Here is a 21,658-nt window from a genome sequence, read left to right as displayed (position 1 = left end):
TACCTTCATTTTTTTAAGCTCTTAGCATTCAGAATCTGTACTCGAAAGGAATAATCATGACTACACAACATCTTATTACGTCATATCAGCCTTTACTTTTTTCCATTGCATACCGTATGGTAGGGTCTGTAGCAGAAGCGGAAGACCTTGTTCAAGACACATGGATGAAAATCATGCATGTTGATTTCTCAAAGATTGAGAACGTCAAGCAGTATTTAACTCGTGCAATCACCAATCGTTGTATCACACATCTTCAGAACTTACGTAAACATCAACTTGTAAACATCAATGTAAGTGAGTATCTGAATAATCTACATATTTCTTCTGACTTTTCTTTAAATACTGATAAGCTTCATGAAATTGAGGAAGCTGTAAAGAGAATGTTAGAGAAACTCAGTCCTTCAGAAAGAGCGGTTTTTTCATTGAGAGAGTTTTTCAACTTTGACTACTCGGAGTTGACAGATTTGATGGAGAAGAAAAAAGACAATTGTCGTCAGCTTTTCAAACGAGCAAAAGAAAAACTTATGCAAGAAAAGGATGAGGCGATTTCGGTTTGTAAAGTAAAGCAGGAAACATTCACGGAAAGCTTTTTGAAGGCTAGTGATAAAGGAGAAGTAGGGCAATTTATTGAGATGCTTCTAAAAGACATTCGTCAGAAATAATAAAAGATTAAGTATAAAAAATCCCACACTTTTTATTTGAAAGGTGTGGGATTTTACTTTTTGAACATCTATAAGAATAAATCTCCTGCAATTTGATCAGCTAAGAGTTTTCCTTTCTCAGTAAGAAATAATGTATCATTTTCTGTTCTGATATATCCTCCTTCATTATATGATTTTAGCTCTTTCTCAAAATGAGAAAGAAGATCGAATTGGTACTGATTTTTTAAATAAGACAAATCACACCCCCATTTTGTACGAAGGCTAATCATGATATATTCATTGATATTATCTTCTTTACTCAACTCATCCAACTCAAAAGGCAGCTTGTTTTCTTCTAATGCTTTCAGATAATGAGCATTATTCGATACGTTAAATTGTCGGTTTATTCCATCAAAAGAATGTGCTCCTGGTCCTACACCCAAATAAGGTACTTGTTTCCAATAGTTACTATTATGCTTTGAGTGCCAATTGGGTTTCGCAAAATTTGATATCTCGTAATGCTCATAACCATTTTGCATGAGTGTTTCTACCAATATCTCAAATTGTTCGGCAGCAAAGTCATCATCCATAGGGTGAAATTTCCCCTTTCGTGTCCAGTTTCCTAAAACGGTCTTTTCTTCAACAGTCAAGCAATAAGAAGAAATATGTGGAACATTCAGGTTCATTGCGATTTCTAAATCCTTTTTCCACAGCTTGTGATCTACGGAAGGCATGGCATAAATAAGATCAATGCTGATATTTTCGATACCCTCACTTTGTGCATCTTTCACACACCTAATCGCTTCCTCTGAGCTATGAATACGATTCATACTTTTCAAGTTCTGATCATGAAAAGACTGAATTCCGATACTTAGGCGATTGATCCCGTTGCGTTTTAAGCTCTTTATTTTCTCAAGTGTCAGGTCGTCAGGATTCGCTTCTAATGTGATTTCTGCATCTTTAGCTACTTCAAAGTGTTTATGAACTTCCTTTAAAATAAGGTTGAGTTGTTCTTCAGAAAGAATAGAAGGTGTTCCTCCGCCGAAATAAATCGTTTCAAGCTTTTTCTCAGATAGGTAATCTTTTTGGAGGTTAATTTCTTTGGCTATTGAATGTGTCATATCCTCCACTCTTGTGGTATTGGTAGAAAAGTGGAAGTTGCAGTAATAACAAGCTTGTCTGCAAAAAGGAATATGAATATAAATACCAGCCATAAAATTTGATCACGTTTAATTAGAGCATACAAAAGTACAACTATTGTAATGGAAGCTTTAAATCATTTAAGGATTATTCTTTAAAAGAAAAAAAGAGATGTGAAGTGGTCACATCTCTTTCTTTATTATTTAGTTCTTCTTTTTGGTTTGAAGTTTCCTCCATCACTTCCAGCAGGTTTTGAATTTCCTCTTTTAGGTCGTGCGTTAGCTTTAGGTGAAGAAGTTTTTCTGCCATCTGCAGATGGTTTTCTTTTAGGTTTTGAACCACTTTTTCCTCCTCCATGCCTTTTTCGTCTGAGACTATCCAAGAATTCTTTTCTTTTCTTATTCTTTTCCTTCTCAAACTCTTTTTTCTCTTTAAAGGTCATCGGCTTATCCGTTTGAGGATAAGGATTATCTCTGATTACGTTGATTTCAGTGTTTGTGAGTTTCTGAATTTCAAGTATAAATTCATTTTCTTCTGGTTCAGAGAAAGAAATGGCTAAACCGTCTTCTCCAGCACGTCCAGAACGCCCGATTCTGTGTACGTAAGTCTCTGGAATATTTGGAACATCGTAATTAATAACGAATCTGAGCTTGTCAATGTCAATACCCCTTGCAGCAATATCTGTAGCAACTAACACTCTAGCTTCACCAGATTTGAATCGCTCTAGGGCTCTTTGTCTTTGGTTTTGACTACGATCTCCATGAATTGCTTCAGCTGATATCCCCCTTTTCTCTAAAGCTTTTGAAATCTTATTAGCGCCATGCTTAGTTTTGCTAAAGACTAGAACCTTATCAAATTTATCATTGCTCAGAATGTAGAGCAAAAGGTCTCTTTTAGAAGATTTATTGGTATAATAAACGTATTGTTCTATTGTTTCAGCTGTTGATGAAACAGGAGCGACTTCTACTTTTTTAGGGTCTTTCAAGATTTGCTTTGAAAGGTAGACAATCTTCTCGGGCATAGTAGCTGAAAAGAACAAGGATTGTCTTTCTGTAGGAAGTAAACGAATGATGCTTCTAATGTCTTGGATAAAGCCCATATCAAGCATTCTGTCGGCCTCATCCAATACAAACATATTGACGTCATCAAGACTAATATAACCCTGTCCGATAAGATCTAACAATCTACCAGGAGTGGCAACCAAGATGTCAATTCCTTTTTCGATAGCTTTGACCTGACTTCCTTGCTTTACACCTCCAAAGATTACAGTGTGATTCAGATTGGTGTATTTACTATATAGTCTGATGTTTTCTTCAATCTGAATAGCAAGTTCACGCGTAGGTGTTACGATTAGAGCTTCTAGTTTGTGCTCATTCCCAATCTGTCCATTTCTACGTTTATGAAGAATTTGGATGATAGGAATAGAAAAAGCGGCTGTTTTCCCTGTCCCTGTTTGCGCACAACCTAAAACATCATTCTCTTCCAAAATAATAGGAATCGCTTGTTCTTGAATAGGGGTCGGACGGGAATATTGTTTGTCTTCCAATGCTTTTAGAATTGGATCGATCAGTTTAAGCTCTACAAATTTCATTTATCATCTATTTATTTCCCCTTATAAGAACAGAGGCTGTGCAATTTTTTCAAAGTGAAGGGCAAAAGTAGGCATATTTAAATTGGGATACAGCTTCCCAGTTTTGAAAGTTGCCTTTATTTAAGCATTTATAAGTTCCTGAATCATAAAAAAAGAACCTTTCTCAATAAGAAAAAGGTTCTTTTCTGTATTTAACGAATTAAGAACTTAGCCTTTGTAAGCTGCAAATATTTTTTCGTACAAGCCTTCAAAGTCAAATCCTTTCTGATTTCCACTCATTACGGTAATTACCATTTCTTTAGATGGAATGATCAAAATACGTTGACCTCCAAAACCATCTTCATAGAAAGCATCTGTAGGAACATTCTTAATCGCATCGCCTTTTTTATTGAGCCAAATTTGAGCACCATATGTTCCTTTTGAGTCTTCAACATCAGTTGTACTATATTTTACCCAATCAGAGGTGAAAACTTGTTTACCAAACCAATTTCCTTCATAAAGGTAAAGAAGACCAAAACGAGTCCAATCTCTTGCCGTAGCCCAACCATAAGAAGATAGCACATGATTTCCTTTGTTATCCGTTTCTATTGTGGCAGAATACATCCCGATTTCATGGAAAAGTTTTTCATATGGATAGTTGGCGTAAGAAGAATAATTAGGCAATTTCTCACGCATTATTTTTGCCAAGATGTTTGATGTACCCGAAGAGTAATACCATTTCTCGTTTGGTTTTGCTGTCGCTTTTGATTTTACTGCATAAGCAGGCATATCTTCTTCCAGATAAAGCATTCTTGTTACGCTTGAAAGTTGATCATAGTCTTCCAACCAATCGAGTCCACTGCTCATTTGAAGCAGATTTCCCATCGAAATATTGATTCGCTCATCATTTTCCCACTCTTTTATTTCTGAAGGATCATCAGCATTGAGCACTCCTTGAGCATTCATAGTGCCATAGAGCGCACTACCAACTGTTTTAGTCATAGACCAACCCAATAGTCTAGAGTCAGCTTTAACCCCTTTCTGATATTTTTCGGCAATAAGTTCTTCTTTATGTGCAACTACAATCGCTAATGTGTTCGGATTATCTTTCATGATCTTATCCAGATCAGTGCTCAGTTTTTCATGATCAAATAGGCTTGAGTCTGAAATGTTGACTAAGTTTCCTTGTGGCCAAGCAAGGGTATCTTGAGCTTTAAGTTTTGATGCTAAATCTTGTTTGTCAGTTGTAATGTCTTCAACGTCAAGTTCTCCTAATACACAGCCACAGTTGTAGCCATTTTCATAATAATTAGCTTGTTGACTAGCGATACCAAAAATGGAAGTTTTAACTGTTTTGTTTTCTTTATCTATGTCAAAATCTACATAAGCCATCGGGAAAAACTGCAATGCATTATCAATGTTTTTTTCTGAAACATTGGACAGAAAAGTGTATGAACACATGTATTTAGCAGCATAGCCCGTAGCTACTTTTAAAGAAGGTTGAATGTAGGTAACCCAAAAAATGACTAGAACTGAGGTTATAAAGATCAGTACTAAACGTCCGCGGTTTCTCATAGTCTTAGTTATGTTTTGAAATTCTATGTGTCGTATTATAATATCTTTACAATTTAAGATCAATTCTTGAAAAAATACAAGTTGTATTTATTTTTCAGTAGCCTAAAAGGTAATGTTCAGAATAAAAAACATACATATGTGTGATTTCTCAAAATTATCTAAATAGGAGTTCTTTCCATTCGAAAATGGCGCTCAAAAAGAGGTTGTGAAATTTTCATTCAAATAAATAGGTTTCCTTTTTTCTGAAAAAACTTATTTCTTATAAAAAAGGCACTCCTGATTTCAGTTTTGAATAATTAGAGTGGCTTTAAACCATGGCTCTAAACCACTAAAAAGAGATAGATTGTAGCATTGTTGAAATCACAATATTGCTATGAACAAAAAATACTCAACCCGATTTTTTGTACTTGTTATCATATATAGTTTCCTCTTTTCTTGTGGTAAAAAACAAGAACAGCAGGCTCCACCTCCTGCTGTAGTGAAAGTAGTGGCTGTTGAAAAAAGGAACCTTCCTTTGCATAAAGATTTTGTAGGTCAGCTTTATGGTGTCCGAGATGTTCCGATCAGGGCTCGTGTAGATGGGTACTTGGAAGGCGTACATTTTAATGAAGGTTCAATGGTCAAGAAAGGACAGCTATTATATACGATAGATCCTCAGCCTTTTGTCGCTGCATTGGCAGAAAGACAAAGTAACCTAGCCCAATTACAAGTAAAAGCTACAAAGGCAAAAAGCGATTTAGATAGATATATTCCATTGGCTGAAATAAATGCGGTCAGTCAGAGTGATTTGGATGCACGCCAAGCAGAGTATGATGCGTCTTTAGCTTCTGTAGATGCAGCTGAAGCTTCTGTTAGAATGGCACAAATTGATCTTAGCTATACCAAAATCTATTCTCCAATTCGAGGAATTATTGGTAAGACAAAAGCAAAAGTTGGTGAATATGTAGGACGTGACCCCAATCCTGTCATCTTAAATAATGTATCTCGTACAGATTCGATGCTTGTACAATATTTTATTTCTGAAAATGAGTATCTGAGTTTGTATAGAAAATATTTAGACCGCTACAAACGAAAACCACATTCGGGAGAAGAAACACCCGATGACGATAGAGGAATTATTGAACTATATCTTTCCGATGGGACTAAATTTGATCAGTTAGGAAAGTTTGACTTTATGGATAGAGAGGTAGACCCTAGTACGGGTTCTATTTTGATTCAAGTTTCTTTTCCTAACCCAGAGTTGATTTTAAGACCAGGACAATTTGGTAAAGTTAGAATGGTTGTAGATAGCCACGAAGAGTTTACTGTTGTGCCTTCGAGAAGTATCACTGAATTGCAAGGGCAAGATTTTGTGTACGTTGTCGGAAAAGATAATGTAGCAAAGCAAAGAGAGGTAAAGAAAGGTGCTGTTTACAATGACTACCTTATTATTAAGGAAGGTGTAAAAACTGGTGAACTGGTAGTTATTGAAGGTTTGCAAAAAGTAAGAGATGGCGGAAAGGTTGTGCCTACCAAAGTCAAGTTTGAATCTCAGTATAAAGAACAAGAATAGGTTACGATGTCCATAGAAAAACATAATTTCTTTGTCCAACGACCTATTATGGCACTCGTAATAGCCATCATTACGGTCATTGTCGGTATTGTTTCTTTGAGCGGTCTTCCTATTGAGCAATATCCCGAACTAACACCTCCTGTTGTTCGCGTAAGCTCAAATTATACAGGAGCGAATGCCCTCAATGTAGAGCAGTCTGTTGCGGCACCTTTAGAGCAAGAAATCAATGGTGTAGATAACATGATTTACATGAAATCTACAAATTCCAATGATGGACAGATGTCTTTAGATGTTTCGTTTGAGATTGGTACAGACCCTGATATGAATACGGTATTTGCTCAAAACCGTGTATCATCTGCTACCCCAAAATTACCAGAAGAAGTAAAACGTTTGGGGGTAAGTACACGAAAGTCCTTACCTAATATCTTGATGTTGATTGCACTTACTTCTGAAGATGGTCGCTATGATCAAAACTTTCTAGGAAACTATGCGCTGATCAATATCAAGGATGTTCTTTCTAGGATTCGTGGTATTGGTCGTGTAGATGTATTAGGAGCCAGTGATTATTCAATGCGTATTTGGGTAAAGCCAGATATCTTAGCCAAAATGAAAATCACTATTCCTGAGTTGACAAATGCAATCCAAAGTCAGAATGTGATTAACCCTGGAGGTAAGTTTGGTGCAGAACCAGCTCCTAAAGGGACTGAATATACCTATACTGTAAGGCTTCCAGATCGACTTCAAACACCTGAAGAGTTTGGAGAAATTGTCGTAAGAACAAATTCTGATGGAAGTACTGTGAAGTTGAAAGATTTAGCTCGAATAGAGCTTGGTGTTGAAACCTACAATGCTTTTAGTAGACTTGATGGAAAAAGCTCAGCAATCTTGGCTGTTTATCAAGCTCCAGGTTCAAATGCGGTAGATTTGGCCCAAAAGCTTAGAGCTTCAATGGATGAATTGAAAGGACGTTTTCCTACTAGTGTTGACTATACTATTTCATTGGATACTACTAAACCGATTAATGCGGGTATTAAGGAAATTGTAGAAACACTTGTGATCGCTCTTTTACTGGTGGTTTTGGTTGTGTATATCTTTATTCAAGATTGGAGAGCAACACTAATTCCAACATTGGCAATTCCTGTATCATTAGTCGGGGCATTTATGCTTTTCCCATTACTTGGTTTTACAGTAAATGTATTATCGCTTTTAGGATTAGTACTCGCCATTGGTATTGTAGTAGATGATGCCATTGTGGTAGTTGAAGCGGTTCAGGTAAATATTGAAAAGGGGATGAATGCTAAAGATGCAACAACACATGCAATGAATGAGGTAACCGCTCCAGTCATTGCAACAACTTTGGTACTTGTTGCTGTATTTATTCCTGTTGCTGCAATGGTCGGTATAACAGGTCGTCTTTATCAGCAGTTTGCGATTACGGTAGCCGTTTCGGTGTGTTTTTCTTCTGTAAACGCATTAAGTCTTTCGCCTGCTCTTTGTTCGATACTGATGAAAAAGCCCGAAAAGATAGGAGGACCATTAGGCGCTTTTTTCAATGTATTTAATAAAGCTTTTGATAAAGTGACAGGCTCTTATACTGGGCTTACCAAAATTGTCTGTCGAAAAATAGCAAGAGGAGTCGTCTTCATTGTAGTTGTTTCTTTAGGGATAGGACTTGTAGGGAAATTTGTTCCTGGAGGATTTATTCCTGAAGAAGATATGAGTTACTTCTTTGTCAATGTTCAGCTTCCAAATGCGGCTTCACTCCAACGGACAGATGAAGTCAATAAAAAGATTGAGAAGATTTTAGAAGACATTGAAGAAATTGAAATGGTCACAGCTGTATCCGGATTCAGTATGATTTCGGGTAGTATGTCCTCAAATGCAGGTTTCATGTTTATCAGTCTGAAAGATTGGGATAAACGGGAATTGACTGCAAAACAAGTGGTTCAAAAAGTCAATATGCTTCTTTTTCAACATATCATAGAAGCACAAGCTTTTGCCTTTGGACCACCTGCAATTCCTGGATTGGGTAATGGATCAGGTTTCAGTATTATGATTCAAGATCGATCCGGTGAAGACCCAGAATACTTGGCATTAAACGCGATGAAGTTTATTCAAGCTGCAAATGCACGGCCTGAAATAGGTCAAGCTTTCACCACTTTCCAAGCAAATGTTCCACAAAGGTATATTGAAATAAATACGGATAAAGTCTTAAAGGCTGGTGTTCAACTACAAGATGTTTATACAACATTTGCGGCATTCTTAGGAGGGGCATATATAAATGACTTCAACCGTTTTGGACGTTTGTATAGGGCATATATACAAGCAGAACCAGAGTATAGGCAAGATGAGTCTGGTTTAGATTTATTCTATCTGAAAAATAAAGATGGTAACTCTGTACCGCTGAGTACCCTTGTACAAGTCAAAGAAATTAATGGCCCTGAATTTATAAATAGATTTAACCTCTTGCGTTCGGTAGAGGTGACAGGAAGTCCAGCTCCGGGTTATTCTTCTGACCAAGCACTAGATGCACTTGAGGAAGTTGCTGCAGAAGTATTGCCATCCAATATGAGTTATGCTTGGAATGCGATGTCTTACCAAGAAAAGAAAGCATCAGGTTCAGTTTACTCGGTGTTTATCTTTTCACTGATTTTCGTATACCTTATCCTGGCTGCACAATATGAAAGTTGGTCGCTACCAATGAGTATTTTGCTTGGAACTCCATTTGCCATCTTTGGTGCATTGGCAGCTCTATGGTTGGCTCGCTTGTTCTCCCCGAGTTATGAGAATAATATTTTCGCTCAAATTTCTTTTGTAATGCTCATTGCGATGGCTGCCAAAAATGCAATCCTTATTGTAGAATTTGCAAAGCTTAAGTTTGATGAAGGTCTAAAACTTTATGAATCAGCAATAGATGCAGCAAAGCTTCGTTTTCGTCCAATTTTGATGACAGCATTCTCTTTTATTCTTGGTATCCTTCCGCTAATTTTTGCGTCAGGTTCAGGAGCAGAAGCTAGGAAGGTTATGGGAATGACACTGCTTGGAGGTATGGGGCTAGCTACCCTTTTAGGGGTTTTCTTTTATCCGATGCTTTTTATCCTAATTGGGAAACTTGGAAAGTATGAACAAAAAAGGGAAAAGGCTACAGCTAAAAATAATTCCACTCAAACAGACCCAGATGAAGATTAGATCAATACTTTACATATCGATATTGAGCATCTTATCTGCTTGTATGTTTAGTAAACCGTACAACGGAACACCTGTTCTCACTCCAGATGCTTATCGCTTTTCGGATATTCAAGAAGTTGAAAAAGAACGATTGAAGACAGAGGAAGAAGAGGAATATCAATTATTGAGTTGGTGGGAAATCTTTAACGATTCATATCTCGATACGCTAATTGTAACTGCACTTCGGAATAATAGAAATGTGTTGATTGCGAGCCAACGAATTGAGCAAGCTAGAAAACAACAGTCGATTACAAAAAAAGACTTACGTCCAAAGTTTGGAACTCAGTTACAGGCAGGACGAGGGAATTTTGTTCAAGGACTTCCCGGAGATGATGCTTTTAACTTGTATACAGGTTTTGTGAGTACAAGTTGGGAATTGGATATATGGGGAAAGTTCAGAAGTTTAAATAGAGCTGCAAAAGCAAACTTATTAGGTTCCGAATATGCTAAGAGAGCTATTCAAATCTCGTTGATATCAGATGTAGCTACTAGTTATTTTAAACTTCTTGAATTGAGAGAATTACTTCGTATTTCAGAAAGTACTCTTAGTTCTAGAGATAGTTCGACAAACCTTATTCAACAAAGATTTGATAAAGGAATTGTAGCAGAAATAGATCTTAATCAATCTCAAATTCAGAAAGCGATTGCGGCAGGGGCCGTGCCTCTATACAAAAGACAGATGTATCAGCAGGAGAATGCTTTGAGTATTTTGATTGGGGAAAACCCGAGAGGATTTTTACCTGAGTTTGAGCTTTATGAACAAGAAGTCATGATCGACATCCCAGAAGGTCTTCCATCAGAACTTCTGAGCCAACGTCCTGATATATTACAAGCAGAGCAACAAATTGTAGCTCAAAACTATCAGATCGGAGTAGCTAAGGCAAATAGAATTCCTGCAATTAGTCTAACTGGACTTTTAGGATTAGCGAGTACAGAGCTGTCGTCTATAACAGACTCTTGGCCCGCTTGGAATATACTAGGTGATTTTACCGGTCCAATTTTTCAGTGGGGGCAATTAAAAGACCAAGTAAGGATTGAGGAATATCGATTACAAGAAACAATTCTGAATTATGAACAAAATGTACTTGTGGCTTTTCAAGAAGTAGAAGATGCCCTTATCGGAATAGAAACCTTGAAAGATGAGGTTAGGGCTAGGGAAGATCATGTTAGGGCAGCAAGTAATGCTGAAATGTTATCAAGATTCAGATACGATAAAGGTGTGACTAGTTATTTGGAGTTTTTGGAGTCGCAAAGACAAGCTTTTGATGCTAGCCTAAGCCTCGCTCAAACAAAGCAACAATTACTTTCTAATTATGTATTGCTTTACAAGGCTTTAGGTGGAGGTTGGATAAGCCCAGAAGAAAAATCTGAAGCAGAACAAGCCGCTCAAGAAAATACTAAAGAGTAAATGTTAAAGGGATTTTTTTGTGTTTATGTCTGAGCTTACCTTTTATGGGGTAAGCTCTTTTCCTCTGTATTTATAAATAAAAAAACACTTTTAATAGCTGTGTATTAAAAGTGTTTTACGTAGTGAAGTAGTTGTGTAGCGACTTACTTCGAGTTCCTTTCTAAGTTGACGTAGTATTCGATAATTGGATTATAACTTACAAAAACTCGATCCTTAAAACGAAGTTCTGTTCTGAAGAAGATATCGTCACTTATATCTACACTATCTTGTCTTGCTTCACTATTTAATATGATTTCTTTTAGAGAAACTGGATCTGGATTTACAACTGGAAACTCAAACTTTTTACCAACTTTAATAATCTTGCTACTGATCGGGTTCATTCCAACAAGTACTTCTCTATCAGTACTGAAGCTTCCAATATAAACTAATGCTGTATCGATATTTGCGAGGGTACAATCTCTTTTTACGTTATTGATATCTATAGCGTCAAACTGGACAAATAAACAGTCAGATGTGACGGTTCTGATGATAGAACGCTCAAGTTCTAGTTGACTATCTAATGTGATATTAATCGTCAATAAAACAGAGTCAGATGGAGGTGTGCTATACAATGAATCTAAGAAGTTGTTGTCAACGTTCTCAACATTTAATAATGTACCTGCATCTAAACGCTCTTCTAAAATTTGAAGGTTATTAAGATCTTCAGGGAAGCAACTATAAAAGATAGGCATTAACAATAGGCCTAAGAAAAGAGTAAATGAATGCTTCAAGTTTATATTTTTCATATATCGGTATTGCTATCAGAACTAATGATCGCATAAAATTAAAATAATACCATCAATTACGATAATATTCCTTCTAAAAGAATATCGGAAATCTTAGTTAGGAGGCTAATATTTTGTTTTAATTCTTTACTTTGCGAAGTCACAAACTCACAAAAAGGAGAGACTTACTAGTAGCAGAAAGACTAAAACAGGTAGACGGAATTATGAGATTGCTCATTTCTATAAAGCTCTTATTGGGGCTTTTAATTTTTCAACATTTATCAAGTTTTGCACAATCGGGTATTAAACGAGAATTCAGAGGCGTTTGGATTGCTACAGTAAATAATATTGATTGGCCCTCTAAGCCTGGACTTTCATCAGATGAGCAAAAACAAGAGTTTATAGAAGTTTTAGACCATCATCTTGAAGATGGATTAAATGCTGTTTTTGTACAAGTAAGAGCTGCTGGAGATGCAATTTATAATAGTCGCTTTGAGCCTTGGTCTTCTTGTTTTACTGGTACACAAGGACAGCCTCCAAATCCTTATTACGATCCATTATCTTTTATGATTGAAGAGGCTCACCGAAGGGGAATGGAATTTCATGCTTGGATTAATCCATTTAGGGCTGTAACAAATACAGAAAAGGTTAGGGTTAGTTCAGATCATCCTATTTATTCAAACCCTTCTTGGTTTCTAGATTATGGAACTCTAAAGTTATTTAACCCTGGAATTCCAGAAGTAAGGGCTTATGTCTGCGATATTATTTTAGATCTAATCAAGAATTATGATTTAGATGGGGTGCATTTTGATGACTATTTCTATCCATACCCTGAATATGGAAAAGTGTTGAAAGATCGTTCAGCGTATTATAAATATAGGGAAAAGGGGCAAGGCTTAGCCGATTGGCGTCGTGAGAATATTAATGATTTGATTTATATGACTCATAAGACTATTAAAAATTATAACTCAAAAATAAAGTTTGGAGTAAGCCCTTTCGGAGTTTGGAGGAATAAAAGAGAAAGTCCATACGGGTCACCGACGCTTTCAGGTTATACAAACTATGATCATCTGTATGCGGATGTCAGACATTGGATGGAAAATGGATGGGTAGACTATATTGCACCTCAAGTTTACCAAAGTACACAACATGATAAAATCCCGTACAAACCATTGGTGACTTGGTGGGCTGAAAATGCAAAAGAGTTAGGTTGTCATCTTTATGTTGGTCAAGCGGCTTACCGTTTGCACAATAGTTTAGAGGCAGGGTGGAAGGATAATTATGAGTTATCAGATCAGATTTTACACAATAGGAGAGAAAGGGTAGAAGGGACGATTTTATACAATTCCACTTCTTTAATTCGTAACAAAGGGCATATTGTAGATACATTACGTCAAAACTATTTTTATCATCCTGCTTTGTTGCCAACAATGTCTTGGATTGATAGTGTCGCGCCCTTGGAACCATCAAATGCTGTAGTGAGTATGTCTCCAAGAGGTGTTACTCTTTCTTGGCAAAAACCACAAAAGGCTAAAGATGGAGAAGAACCTTATTGGTATGTGATCTACTGTACCAATAATGATAAAGAGCCTAATGTGAAGAACCCTGCAGATATTTTGAGAATTATTCCAGCATCCGAAACTCAATTTTTAGATGTGGATGCAACTTCAATCGATCAGTATAACTATAAGATTACAAGTTTAGATCGGCACCAAAATGAGAGTAAAGAAGTCAAGGTTATTACTGAACAAGTAGCTAAGTAGTTGTTTTTAAGTATTGATTCTGAATATCTGATATTCTTTATATCCACGAATGAATTCTCCTAAAATCACACTCAGAATTGTGAAGAAAGGAATTGCGATAATCATTCCGACTACTCCTCCAAGTTCGGCCCCGATAAATACGGCTAAGAATATTACAAGAGGGTGAGTTTTTACACTCCTAGAAAAAATAAGTGGTTGAATAAAAATATTGTCGGTGACTTGTACGATTCCGAAAACTGAAAGAATTTCAAAACTAAGGAAAAGGTAGTTTTCAGAACCAACTAAAGTAGTTGTTGAGATACCTACAAAAAGACCAAATGCAGCCCCCAATATTGGACCTAAATAAGGAATTAAGTTTGCAAGGGCAGTAAATACAGCGATAATTACGGCGTAGTCTACACCAACAATGATCATTCCTATAGAAATCATAGAAAATATGATGATCATTTGGGTAAATAGCCCTAACATGTAGTTGGAGAGTAAATGTTCTGTTTTACTGATGGCGACAATAGAAACCTCAAAATATCGATTTGGGATTTGAGAAATTAGATAAGATTTGAAGATCAAATTATCATACAAAAAGAAAAAGGTAATAAACAGAACAGCCATTAGTCCGACAAATAGACTTCCTGTAAATGAAAAGATATTATTTAGGTAAGTCGTAATCTCTCCTTGATCAAACCACTCCGTAAATTTAGCCTGTATATTTTTCCAGATAAATCCTTTTTCTTGATCTAAAACACCATTTGAAATAAGGAATTCTTCAACGAAGTCAATGGGTTTATTAATCTTCCCAATAAAAGATGTGTAATTCAGATTTGAAATAACTTTTATCTGTTCAGAAACTAGGGGTACAAAAAGATCAATAAACAGTGCTACAAAACCGATAAGTAAAGTAAATGCAAGGAGTATAGCCAATGATTTAGGAATCCTTACCGAAAGTACTTGAAAGCTTTGTAGGTAGGTGACGACAGGTCTGAGAATAGTAGTGAGTACATATGAAATGACGAGATAAGTAATAATATCTGAGAAAACATATACAATTCCCCAAAGCATAGCAGCCACAACCGTAAGGATGAGAAGTTGCTTATTGATCCCAAAAAGTTTATTACTTGTTACCTGTTTCATTTGTATGTATTAGAACTGTCGCTATTCCACAAAGAAAAGAGTTTATGTAGTTGTACCAAAACTTGGTTTTAAAGAATTGGATTTTAAAAATCTAAATCATCAAGTTTATTCGCTATAAAATTCCCGTTATAGACATTTATCTAGATTTGTTTTATCATTTAGCTAATGTGAAGTATCAAAGAAATCAGATTTAAAAATCGTTATTTTATTGAACTATTTTAATGTCTAGTCATAGACTAACTTCAAATTGGAATTTGAGAAGAGTCTTCCTTGTTAATGAGTAAGATTCTTTATGAAATATCAGAATATCTGTAATTTTTTCAACAGGTGAACTGGTAAATCAAGACAAAATCCAATACGTATGCAACAGCAAAGACTCGACAAGAAAGCCAAACATGTAATTCAGAATGCACAAAGAAAAGTAAGCGAAATTTACCAAGATTCACCGAAAGAAGAGCTTGCTAGTGCAATAACTCATGGAATTGCAATTGTACTTAGTATTTGGGCTTTGGTAGAGATGCTTTATGTAGTGGAAGATCAAAATACGAAGAAACTAATTAGTGTGTGGGTATTTGGTCTGAGTATGATTTTGGTTTATACATTTTCTACCCTTCTTCATATTTTTTATAATCATAAACTGACATATATTTTTCTTCTTCTAGACCATGCAGCCATTTTTGTATTGATCGCAGGTACGTATACTCCTTATACATTGATTACGCTTGAGAAATCGGAAGGCTTGTATTTACTGACCTTTGTATGGGCTTTTGCACTTGGGGGAATTCTTTATAAAGTATTTCTGCTTAATCGTTACAAACGGTTTTCTTTGATGCTGTATCTATTTTTAGGATGGTTAGGAGCTCTCAAATATGAAGAATTATCAAACCATCTAGGAGAAGGTTTCGATTGGTTGCTCATAGGTGGTGCTTTATATAGTATCGGTGTAGTTTTTTATGTTTGGCGCAAGTTACCTTATAATCATGCCATATGGCACATCTTTGTAATCGGAGGAAATTTTGCTATTTTCTACAGTGTCTATGCTTATGTACTCTTAAGATAAGTACTCAAAGTGTAGACATAATATTTAGTTTACATGGAATTATAAAACACTCAAGGCTTTTTTCCGTTCTTAGAAGGTATGCTAACCGTTAGACATCTTAGATTTTTTTGTATGATAGGTTTGACGACTCTCAAACTGCTCTTTTTCAATCAGGTTTTTGCCCAAGAGGCTTCTTCATTTGTCATTGTCCTTGATGCAGGGCACGGAGGTAAAGATCCCGGAGCACATGGTAAAGAAGGGATTGAGAAGGAAGTTGTATTAGATGTATCATTAAAGTTAGATTCGTTGCTAAAGGTTTTTTTGCCTTCAGCTAAAATCATACATACAAGAAAAGATGATACGTTTGTACCCCTAAGAGAAAGAGCGAAGATAGCCAATGAGGAGAACGCTGATCTTTTCATGTCGATTCATTGTAATTCTGCACCAAAAGGAAGTAGAACTGCCAGAGGCAGTGAAACATTTGTACTTGGTCTCAGAGGTGATATTTATGAAGATTATATAGCTGAATTGGAAAATTCAGTTATTGAGCAAGAATCTAATTATGAAGAAACCTATGAAAAGTGGCAATCATCTTCACCCGAAGCACAGATAATGATGGCAAACTATTTTTCGGTGCATTTGGAAGAAAGTATGAATGCAGCAAGGCTCATTCAAGAAGAATTGGGATACTATGACGGTAAATATAACAGAGGAGTGAAACAGGCGCATTTTTTAGTGCTTGCACAAACTACTGTACCGAGTGTGTTAGTAGAACTTGGTTTTCTAAGCAATACAATTGACGAACAAAAGCTCATGTCTGAAAAAGGGCGAATACAGCTTGCTACTTCATTATGTTATGCCATTATACGATATAAGGCGCATAAAGAAATGCATGAAGGTTAATCAAAAATGCTAGAAAAAGTTAAAATACACACACATGTTTTGTTTACAGAACATTACAAACGAATTCAAAAAACAAAATTTCTATCTTTGGTCGAATTTTAGCAACTCAATTTTATCTAATGTTGCGTTCTAGAATAGGCAGATTTTTTTTGCAAATTAAAATATATTATTCCGTGCTTACGAAAGAGGTTAAAGTCGGTTTATTTACATTGATTTCAGGGCTAATTCTTTATTTTGGTTTTAACTATCTAAAAGGGATTAATCCATTATCAACTAAACAGACTTATAGTGTGATTTTTGATAGGGTAACAGGTTTACAATCTTCAAACCCTGTAGTAATCAATGGATATCCTGTAGGGAAAGTCTTTGAGATTAATTTATTACAAGACCAAGGCAATAAGCTTGAAGTCATCATGGAAATCAAAGATGAGGTCAAGCTAAACAAGAATACATCTGTCGTTCTCATTGATCAAGATGTACTTGGAGGTAAGGCAATTGAGCTTCACATTCCTAATGATGGTTCTCCTGTTGTGGATATGGGAGCACAATTTATTGGGACAATCAAACCTGGTTTGGTTGAAGATTTACAACTTAAAGCTGAGCCTGCAATTTCTAAAGCGGCTTCTGTAATTGATTCTTTACAGATCATGATTTCGATTCTTAATTCGACAATGCCTCATGTGAAAAACACAATTGTTCAAACAGAGGAGTTGGTCAAGGAAAATCGTGTTCATATCAGAGAGACGATGATCAACGTGAAGAATATGTCAGGGAACTTGACAAAAACTCAAGAAAACTTAGATCAATTACTGGTTAAAATGAGTGTGATAGCCGATTCTTTGAATGACGCGAATCTTAAATCTACTTTATTGGCTGCCAATAAATCTGTGATTGAGATGAAAGAAATCTTGGAAGGAATCAACAATGGTGAAGGTAGTATTGGACAGCTCGTAAAGTCTGATGAATTACACACAGAAATGGTTCAAACGCTTCAAGATTTGGATAGCTTATTTGTTGATTTGAAGGCAAATCCTGCCAGATATGTACACTTCTCTGTATTTGAAAAGAATAAACAGAAGAAGAAAAAAAAGAAAAAAGACAAAGAATAAATAGAACAATTATTTAATAATTTCGTTCATTAAGAGGTTAGGAATATACTCCTAACCTTTTTTATTTTTGCTAGACCTATTTAACCGAAGAAACTCAGGCCTTATTTCTCATCTGACTCAATGAATTTTTATATTGACGATTTGTCAGCCCCGCGTTTTCTTCTTAATCACTAATAAACAGCAAATTATGATCACAGGTAGTGAGCTCGTAAATCTTGTTCGTAACGATGAAGTATTTGAGGCAACCATGGAATTGAAAAAAGATTTCATGAAAGCATCATCATTTATGCACTTAGGAGATGATGACTTTATTGCTCTCATTATGTTAGCACCTTCAGTTGGAGTTGCTTTAGCCAATGGTTCAGTTAGTCTTTTTGAAGAACTCTCATTGAATAAAAAAATGAGAAAACTTTCACGTAAAAGCTTCTTCCAGAAACATGACCCATTAACTCCTGCATTGCAGTTTTTGGTAAGACGCTTCAATGTATGGGAAAACCGTTTTTATGAGGTATTGAAGTTAACAATGCACTCATCACTTAAGAAGAATGATGTGATTTTGGACTCTTTGAAAAATCCTGCATCACTTACAGGTGATTTCACTATAGATATCCTAAATGCACCATACATTTTTGTGAAATTCTTGTCATTCCTTTTCCTTGATGAAGAAGATGATCTACTCAATCAAAGAACAATTAATAAGGTTGAGCATGAAAAAATTATAGCAATTGGTAATTACCTCGAGCTTGATAACATTCCATTATTCCAAGAATTCTGTGAAACGTTTATCATAAAAGAAGAGATTGTATACCAAGCATAGAAAAAAGGGAAGTAGTTTAAAACTACTTCCCTTTCTCTTTTTATGACTTTTTGAATTATAGTCCTAAAAGTAAGTTGACGGCATCGTGTGTGATTTTACCGTAGTCGTCAATCAATGTTTTTGATACTTTAGGCATTTGAACTTTATCGTCAGGGTTGTCAATTTCTTTTTTCTGTTCTTTTGACCAATCTGTTACTTTTTCTAGCTGATTTTCATCTAAGATGACTTCCATATCAGCCTTACGCTTCTCAGCCAAATCTTTAATCTTCTTTGACTTTTCTTTTGAATCCATTTCGCTTTCATTCAGCGTGTTGATTTCAGTAACCAACTGCTTGTTTGCTTGTTGGATTTTTGTTCTTTGGTCTTGTGATAGCTCCAAGTTTTTGTCGCACCATTCGCCCATTTCTTTAATTCTTTGGTCAAGTTCAGCAGTTGCTGAAGTTGTAAGGTAGGCTCCTCGAGTTTGTGCTTGAGCTGTTAGTGTGAAAGCTAAAGCAAATAGTAGTGTTCCAATAATTACAAATAACTTTTTCATAAGATGAAAGTTTGATTATTAGTTTTTTGAAAATAAAAGACATGGTGTCATATCTTTCAAATCAACAAACGCCCTTGTACACAAACTTTCTCCTTTTTAAGTTGATCTTATTGAAGAGTTACAATTTCATCCTTTTTTGATGACAATATAAGTGGCTATCTATAGGTTTTTTACCTATACTTTCTTTCGATTTAATAGTAGAGTAGTACTTGAAAGCTAAGATTGAGAACGGTTATTTTCCGCATATCTCTTTTTGATACGACTGAATGAGACAGGAGTCATTCCTATATATGAGGCTAAATACTGTTGAGGCACACGCTGAAATAATTCGGGCGTCTTTTCCATCAGATACTCATACCTTTCATAAGGTGTGAGTGTTAAGAATGTATTCTTGAAGTGAAATTGTTCTCTCATGCGCTGTTTATAGAAACGTCCCATCACAGAGCCAAATCCTTGATGTTTATCTAACAGGTGTAGATAAACCTCTTTCGTCATTGAAACAACTGTTGTTTTTTCGAGTGTTTCGAAAATTAACTCATTAGGTTGTTCTGAGTCAAAACTATCATATTCAGAGGTGAAGATATTTTCACGCATAAGAGAGAGAGTTATATCTTTATCTTTGGCATATAAGTAAACACGAATGAGTCCTTCATATACATAATATAAATGACGACAGACTTCATCTTGCGCTAAAAGTATCTCATGCGCAGGATAAACATTAACCTCGACCAACGAGGCAATCTCATCCCATATCTCCTCAATACTTGGTGAGTACTCCAACAAGTGGGCTTTGAAATTCTCTAAAACTTTCTCGCGCATTGTGATACCTTAATTGATAAAAATATCTTCTCTACCTAAGAGAAAAATGACTTTGCAATTTTCAAAGATAAAATAAAGTTGATTTAGAATAGAATTTGAAGTGATTAAAATGAAACCTTCGGCTAATAATGTTATTCATGAGGTTATTTATATAGAATAAAAGATAAAATAATTCCGCTCATATGATGTGATTGTGAAAAAATATTCTCATATTAATGTGTAAACAAATATAAATATATCTGTTTTGAAACAAATTCCGCTTAACAACCGAAGAACAAAACCTTGTTTTTCTCATACACAGTTTTGAAAAGGCTGCCTTGGATTTCCGAGCAGCCTTTCATTATTTTACCATGTTTGATATCTTCTTTTGACATGTTCTTGTCTTATAGAAATCTGTTTCTTTCGTTGTTCGGCATTAAAACTAGGAATATCTCTTGGGAGTACAGTGTCTAATTCGCTTAGTTTAACGAGGGTTGTTTCAGGCTTTATTTTCTTTACGTCTTTTTGTTTTACACTTTGCAGACGTATTACAAAAACTCCAGCAGTCATACCACAAGGGTCTAACCAATTTTGTATTTGAGGATCTTCTTTTGAGATTACAAAATAATAGTAACCGTCTTTACTTTTATAGGCTTGTGCTTTTCCATTTCTGCCCCAAGAAAGGCTACATTGTCTGTTAGGCCAATCAGGTGAAGCAGCCCAAAAATCTGTTAATTGAAAGCCGCAATATTCGGCATCTATTTCAGGGATTTTTATGACCAATGCATCATTATTTTCCAATTCAAAGCTACCAACAGAATTGTATTGTGTCAGAATACCAATCTCACCAGTTGGTTTAAAAGCTATTGCTTTATTTTTTCCTATCAATTTAATTTTACGCTGAAAACTTGGCCAAAACTCTCCTTGATACTTTAAAATGTTAGCGGCAGCTGTTATTCTTTTCGCAAGAACTGTAGGGCTTGAATTCTTTGATGGTTTACCTTCTGTTCCTAATCTTTCAATATAAATATTTCCTGATAGTTCCTTTTCCCAATTAGCATGGCTATGTCGGGAAATAATCATATATACTTTATCTGATTTTGGGAATTCGATCCAGTTTTCACCTGTTTTATTTGCACTTATATATACCTCGAAATTACCATTTTCATCAAAAGTAATTTCTTCATCATCCATTACAGAAATAGCTCCTTTAGGGTTTTCGGGAAAGAAAATTTCTAATAAAAAGTCCGCAGTATTACCTCTGTTTCCGTATATCCGATATACAGTTTTACCATCAAAATTAGAAATATTAGCAGCTCTGTAATATGTATCAGGGTTGTCTATTCCAATTCTTTTTCCTGGATCTAAAAGATTTCTAAAATGTGGATATGAACCATCACCTCCCGAAACGGCTCCTGATAATTGTGCTGCAATTTGAGTTTGAAGTAATTCGTAAGCCCCTGCTTTATGGACAGAGTCCATTTCATAAACCTTTGTAGCTAAATATTTATCTTCGATCTCACTTATTGTCTGATAAAAGGTATTCCAAGCTTGCTCTAGCACTTGCTGTTCATTTGTATTTTTTTTCTGGCTTTTACAAGCTACAGAAAGCACAAATAGTATCAGTACAATTGGTCTTAGTTTCATTTTTCTTAGTTATAGTTTATAAGTCTGTTATGGTAATACAG

Annotated in this window: 17 protein-coding genes; 9 read left to right on the top strand and 8 right to left on the bottom strand. The window is 35.6% G+C overall.

Going from position 1 to position 21,658, the window contains the following annotated elements; all coding sequences use genetic code 11:
- Nucleotides 1–56 precede the first annotated feature (56 nt).
- On the top strand, nucleotides 57–662 hold the full coding sequence (locus BC781_RS05970) for a sigma-70 family RNA polymerase sigma factor (RefSeq protein ID WP_109616301.1): 606 nt from the start codon (nucleotides 57–59) through the stop codon (nucleotides 660–662).
- A gap of 68 nt (nucleotides 663–730) precedes the next feature.
- Here BC781_RS05970 and hemW read toward each other — a convergent pair whose 3' ends face one another.
- From hemW to BC781_RS05955, 3 genes are all read right to left on the bottom strand, one after another.
- Nucleotides 731–1,855: a radical SAM family heme chaperone HemW gene (gene hemW, locus BC781_RS05965; RefSeq protein WP_109616300.1), complete on the bottom strand. Its 1,125-nt coding sequence runs from the start codon at nucleotides 1,853–1,855 to the stop codon at nucleotides 731–733.
- A gap of 125 nt (nucleotides 1,856–1,980) precedes the next feature.
- A complete protein-coding gene (locus BC781_RS05960) occupies nucleotides 1,981–3,372 on the bottom strand; it encodes a DEAD/DEAH box helicase (protein WP_109616299.1) in 1,392 nt (463 codons plus the stop codon).
- A 207-nt stretch (nucleotides 3,373–3,579) separates the two neighbouring features.
- On the bottom strand, nucleotides 3,580–4,926 hold the full coding sequence (locus tag BC781_RS05955; protein ID WP_109616298.1) for a serine hydrolase domain-containing protein: 1,347 nt from the start codon (nucleotides 4,924–4,926) through the stop codon (nucleotides 3,580–3,582).
- 373 nt (nucleotides 4,927–5,299) lie between these two features.
- On the opposite strand from BC781_RS05955, the gene BC781_RS05950 reads away from it, so the two are divergent.
- The 3 genes from BC781_RS05950 to BC781_RS05940 are packed head-to-tail and all read left to right on the top strand — an operon-like array spanning nucleotide 5,300 to nucleotide 11,114.
- The gene (locus tag BC781_RS05950) at nucleotides 5,300–6,478 is read left to right on the top strand and encodes an efflux RND transporter periplasmic adaptor subunit (protein WP_109616297.1); all 1,179 of its coding nucleotides are present in this window, start codon (nucleotides 5,300–5,302) and stop codon (nucleotides 6,476–6,478) included.
- Nucleotides 6,479–6,484: 6 nt separating this feature from the next.
- The gene (locus BC781_RS05945; RefSeq protein ID WP_109616296.1) at nucleotides 6,485–9,667 is read left to right on the top strand and encodes an efflux RND transporter permease subunit; all 3,183 of its coding nucleotides are present in this window, start codon (nucleotides 6,485–6,487) and stop codon (nucleotides 9,665–9,667) included.
- A complete protein-coding gene (locus BC781_RS05940; protein ID WP_158281409.1) occupies nucleotides 9,657–11,114 on the top strand; it encodes an efflux transporter outer membrane subunit in 1,458 nt (485 codons plus the stop codon). Before BC781_RS05945 ends, BC781_RS05940 begins: the two co-directional genes overlap by 11 nt.
- Before the next feature lie 143 nt (nucleotides 11,115–11,257).
- Here the strand turns inward: BC781_RS05940 and BC781_RS05935 are convergent, their stop codons facing one another.
- On the bottom strand, nucleotides 11,258–11,899 hold the full coding sequence (locus BC781_RS05935) for a hypothetical protein (RefSeq protein ID WP_146201631.1): 642 nt from the start codon (nucleotides 11,897–11,899) through the stop codon (nucleotides 11,258–11,260).
- Between the two features lie 203 nt (nucleotides 11,900–12,102).
- Between BC781_RS05935 and BC781_RS05930 the strand changes: the two genes are divergently transcribed.
- The gene (locus BC781_RS05930; protein WP_109616293.1) at nucleotides 12,103–13,641 is read left to right on the top strand and encodes a glycoside hydrolase family 10 protein; all 1,539 of its coding nucleotides are present in this window, start codon (nucleotides 12,103–12,105) and stop codon (nucleotides 13,639–13,641) included.
- Between the two features lie 6 nt (nucleotides 13,642–13,647).
- Here the strand turns inward: BC781_RS05930 and BC781_RS05925 are convergent, their stop codons facing one another.
- On the bottom strand, nucleotides 13,648–14,769 hold the full coding sequence (locus BC781_RS05925; RefSeq protein ID WP_109616292.1) for an AI-2E family transporter: 1,122 nt from the start codon (nucleotides 14,767–14,769) through the stop codon (nucleotides 13,648–13,650).
- 361 nt (nucleotides 14,770–15,130) lie between these two features.
- On the opposite strand from BC781_RS05925, the gene trhA reads away from it, so the two are divergent.
- The 4 genes from trhA to BC781_RS05905 all read left to right on the top strand — a co-directional run bounded on the left by trhA (nucleotide 15,131) and on the right by BC781_RS05905 (nucleotide 18,637).
- Nucleotides 15,131–15,829 carry a PAQR family membrane homeostasis protein TrhA gene (gene trhA, locus BC781_RS05920; RefSeq protein ID WP_109616291.1) on the top strand — a complete coding sequence of 233 codons (699 nt, stop codon included), beginning with the start codon at nucleotides 15,131–15,133 and terminating at the stop codon, nucleotides 15,827–15,829.
- A gap of 111 nt (nucleotides 15,830–15,940) precedes the next feature.
- On the top strand, nucleotides 15,941–16,711 hold the full coding sequence (locus BC781_RS05915; RefSeq protein ID WP_158281408.1) for an N-acetylmuramoyl-L-alanine amidase family protein: 771 nt from the start codon (nucleotides 15,941–15,943) through the stop codon (nucleotides 16,709–16,711).
- 173 nt (nucleotides 16,712–16,884) lie between these two features.
- The gene (locus tag BC781_RS05910; protein ID WP_158281407.1) at nucleotides 16,885–17,820 is read left to right on the top strand and encodes an MlaD family protein; all 936 of its coding nucleotides are present in this window, start codon (nucleotides 16,885–16,887) and stop codon (nucleotides 17,818–17,820) included.
- A gap of 187 nt (nucleotides 17,821–18,007) precedes the next feature.
- A complete protein-coding gene (locus tag BC781_RS05905; RefSeq protein ID WP_109616288.1) occupies nucleotides 18,008–18,637 on the top strand; it encodes a hypothetical protein in 630 nt (209 codons plus the stop codon).
- A gap of 55 nt (nucleotides 18,638–18,692) precedes the next feature.
- Here the strand turns inward: BC781_RS05905 and BC781_RS05900 are convergent, their stop codons facing one another.
- The 3 genes from BC781_RS05900 to BC781_RS05890 all read right to left on the bottom strand — a co-directional run bounded on the left by BC781_RS05900 (nucleotide 18,693) and on the right by BC781_RS05890 (nucleotide 21,617).
- The gene (locus BC781_RS05900) at nucleotides 18,693–19,172 is read right to left on the bottom strand and encodes a hypothetical protein (RefSeq protein WP_109616287.1); all 480 of its coding nucleotides are present in this window, start codon (nucleotides 19,170–19,172) and stop codon (nucleotides 18,693–18,695) included.
- Between the two features lie 216 nt (nucleotides 19,173–19,388).
- Entirely contained in the window at nucleotides 19,389–19,991 is a 603-nt protein-coding gene (locus BC781_RS05895; RefSeq protein WP_109616286.1) for a Crp/Fnr family transcriptional regulator, read from the bottom strand.
- 345 nt (nucleotides 19,992–20,336) lie between these two features.
- Nucleotides 20,337–21,617 (bottom strand): DUF1214 domain-containing protein, encoded by a 1,281-nt coding sequence (locus BC781_RS05890; protein ID WP_109616285.1) that lies wholly within the window; start codon nucleotides 21,615–21,617, stop codon nucleotides 20,337–20,339.
- Between the last annotated feature and the right edge of the window lie 41 nt (nucleotides 21,618–21,658).

The organism is Sediminitomix flava (assembly GCF_003149185.1).
GTDB classification, from domain to species: Bacteria; Bacteroidota; Bacteroidia; order Cytophagales; family Flammeovirgaceae; genus Sediminitomix; species Sediminitomix flava.
This window is presented reverse-complemented; position numbering and strand designations above follow the sequence as displayed.

Coding starts and splice junctions, on each gene's coding strand:
- BC781_RS05970 (WP_109616301.1), top strand. CDS start 57: ATGACTACACAACATCTTATTACGTCATATCAGCCTTTACTTTTTTCC.
- hemW (WP_109616300.1), bottom strand. CDS start 1,855: ATGGCTGGTATTTATATTCATATTCCTTTTTGCAGACAAGCTTGTTAT.
- BC781_RS05960 (WP_109616299.1), bottom strand. CDS start 3,372: ATGAAATTTGTAGAGCTTAAACTGATCGATCCAATTCTAAAAGCATTG.
- BC781_RS05955 (WP_109616298.1), bottom strand. CDS start 4,926: ATGAGAAACCGCGGACGTTTAGTACTGATCTTTATAACCTCAGTTCTA.
- BC781_RS05950 (WP_109616297.1), top strand. CDS start 5,300: ATGAACAAAAAATACTCAACCCGATTTTTTGTACTTGTTATCATATAT.
- BC781_RS05945 (WP_109616296.1), top strand. CDS start 6,485: ATGTCCATAGAAAAACATAATTTCTTTGTCCAACGACCTATTATGGCA.
- BC781_RS05940 (WP_158281409.1), top strand. CDS start 9,657: ATGAAGATTAGATCAATACTTTACATATCGATATTGAGCATCTTATCT.
- BC781_RS05935 (WP_146201631.1), bottom strand. CDS start 11,899: ATGAAAAATATAAACTTGAAGCATTCATTTACTCTTTTCTTAGGCCTA.
- BC781_RS05930 (WP_109616293.1), top strand. CDS start 12,103: ATGAGATTGCTCATTTCTATAAAGCTCTTATTGGGGCTTTTAATTTTT.
- BC781_RS05925 (WP_109616292.1), bottom strand. CDS start 14,769: ATGAAACAGGTAACAAGTAATAAACTTTTTGGGATCAATAAGCAACTT.
- trhA (WP_109616291.1), top strand. CDS start 15,131: ATGCAACAGCAAAGACTCGACAAGAAAGCCAAACATGTAATTCAGAAT.
- BC781_RS05915 (WP_158281408.1), top strand. CDS start 15,941: ATGATAGGTTTGACGACTCTCAAACTGCTCTTTTTCAATCAGGTTTTT.
- BC781_RS05905 (WP_109616288.1), top strand. CDS start 18,008: ATGATCACAGGTAGTGAGCTCGTAAATCTTGTTCGTAACGATGAAGTA.
- BC781_RS05900 (WP_109616287.1), bottom strand. CDS start 19,172: ATGAAAAAGTTATTTGTAATTATTGGAACACTACTATTTGCTTTAGCT.
- BC781_RS05895 (WP_109616286.1), bottom strand. CDS start 19,991: ATGCGCGAGAAAGTTTTAGAGAATTTCAAAGCCCACTTGTTGGAGTAC.
- BC781_RS05890 (WP_109616285.1), bottom strand. CDS start 21,617: ATGAAACTAAGACCAATTGTACTGATACTATTTGTGCTTTCTGTAGCT.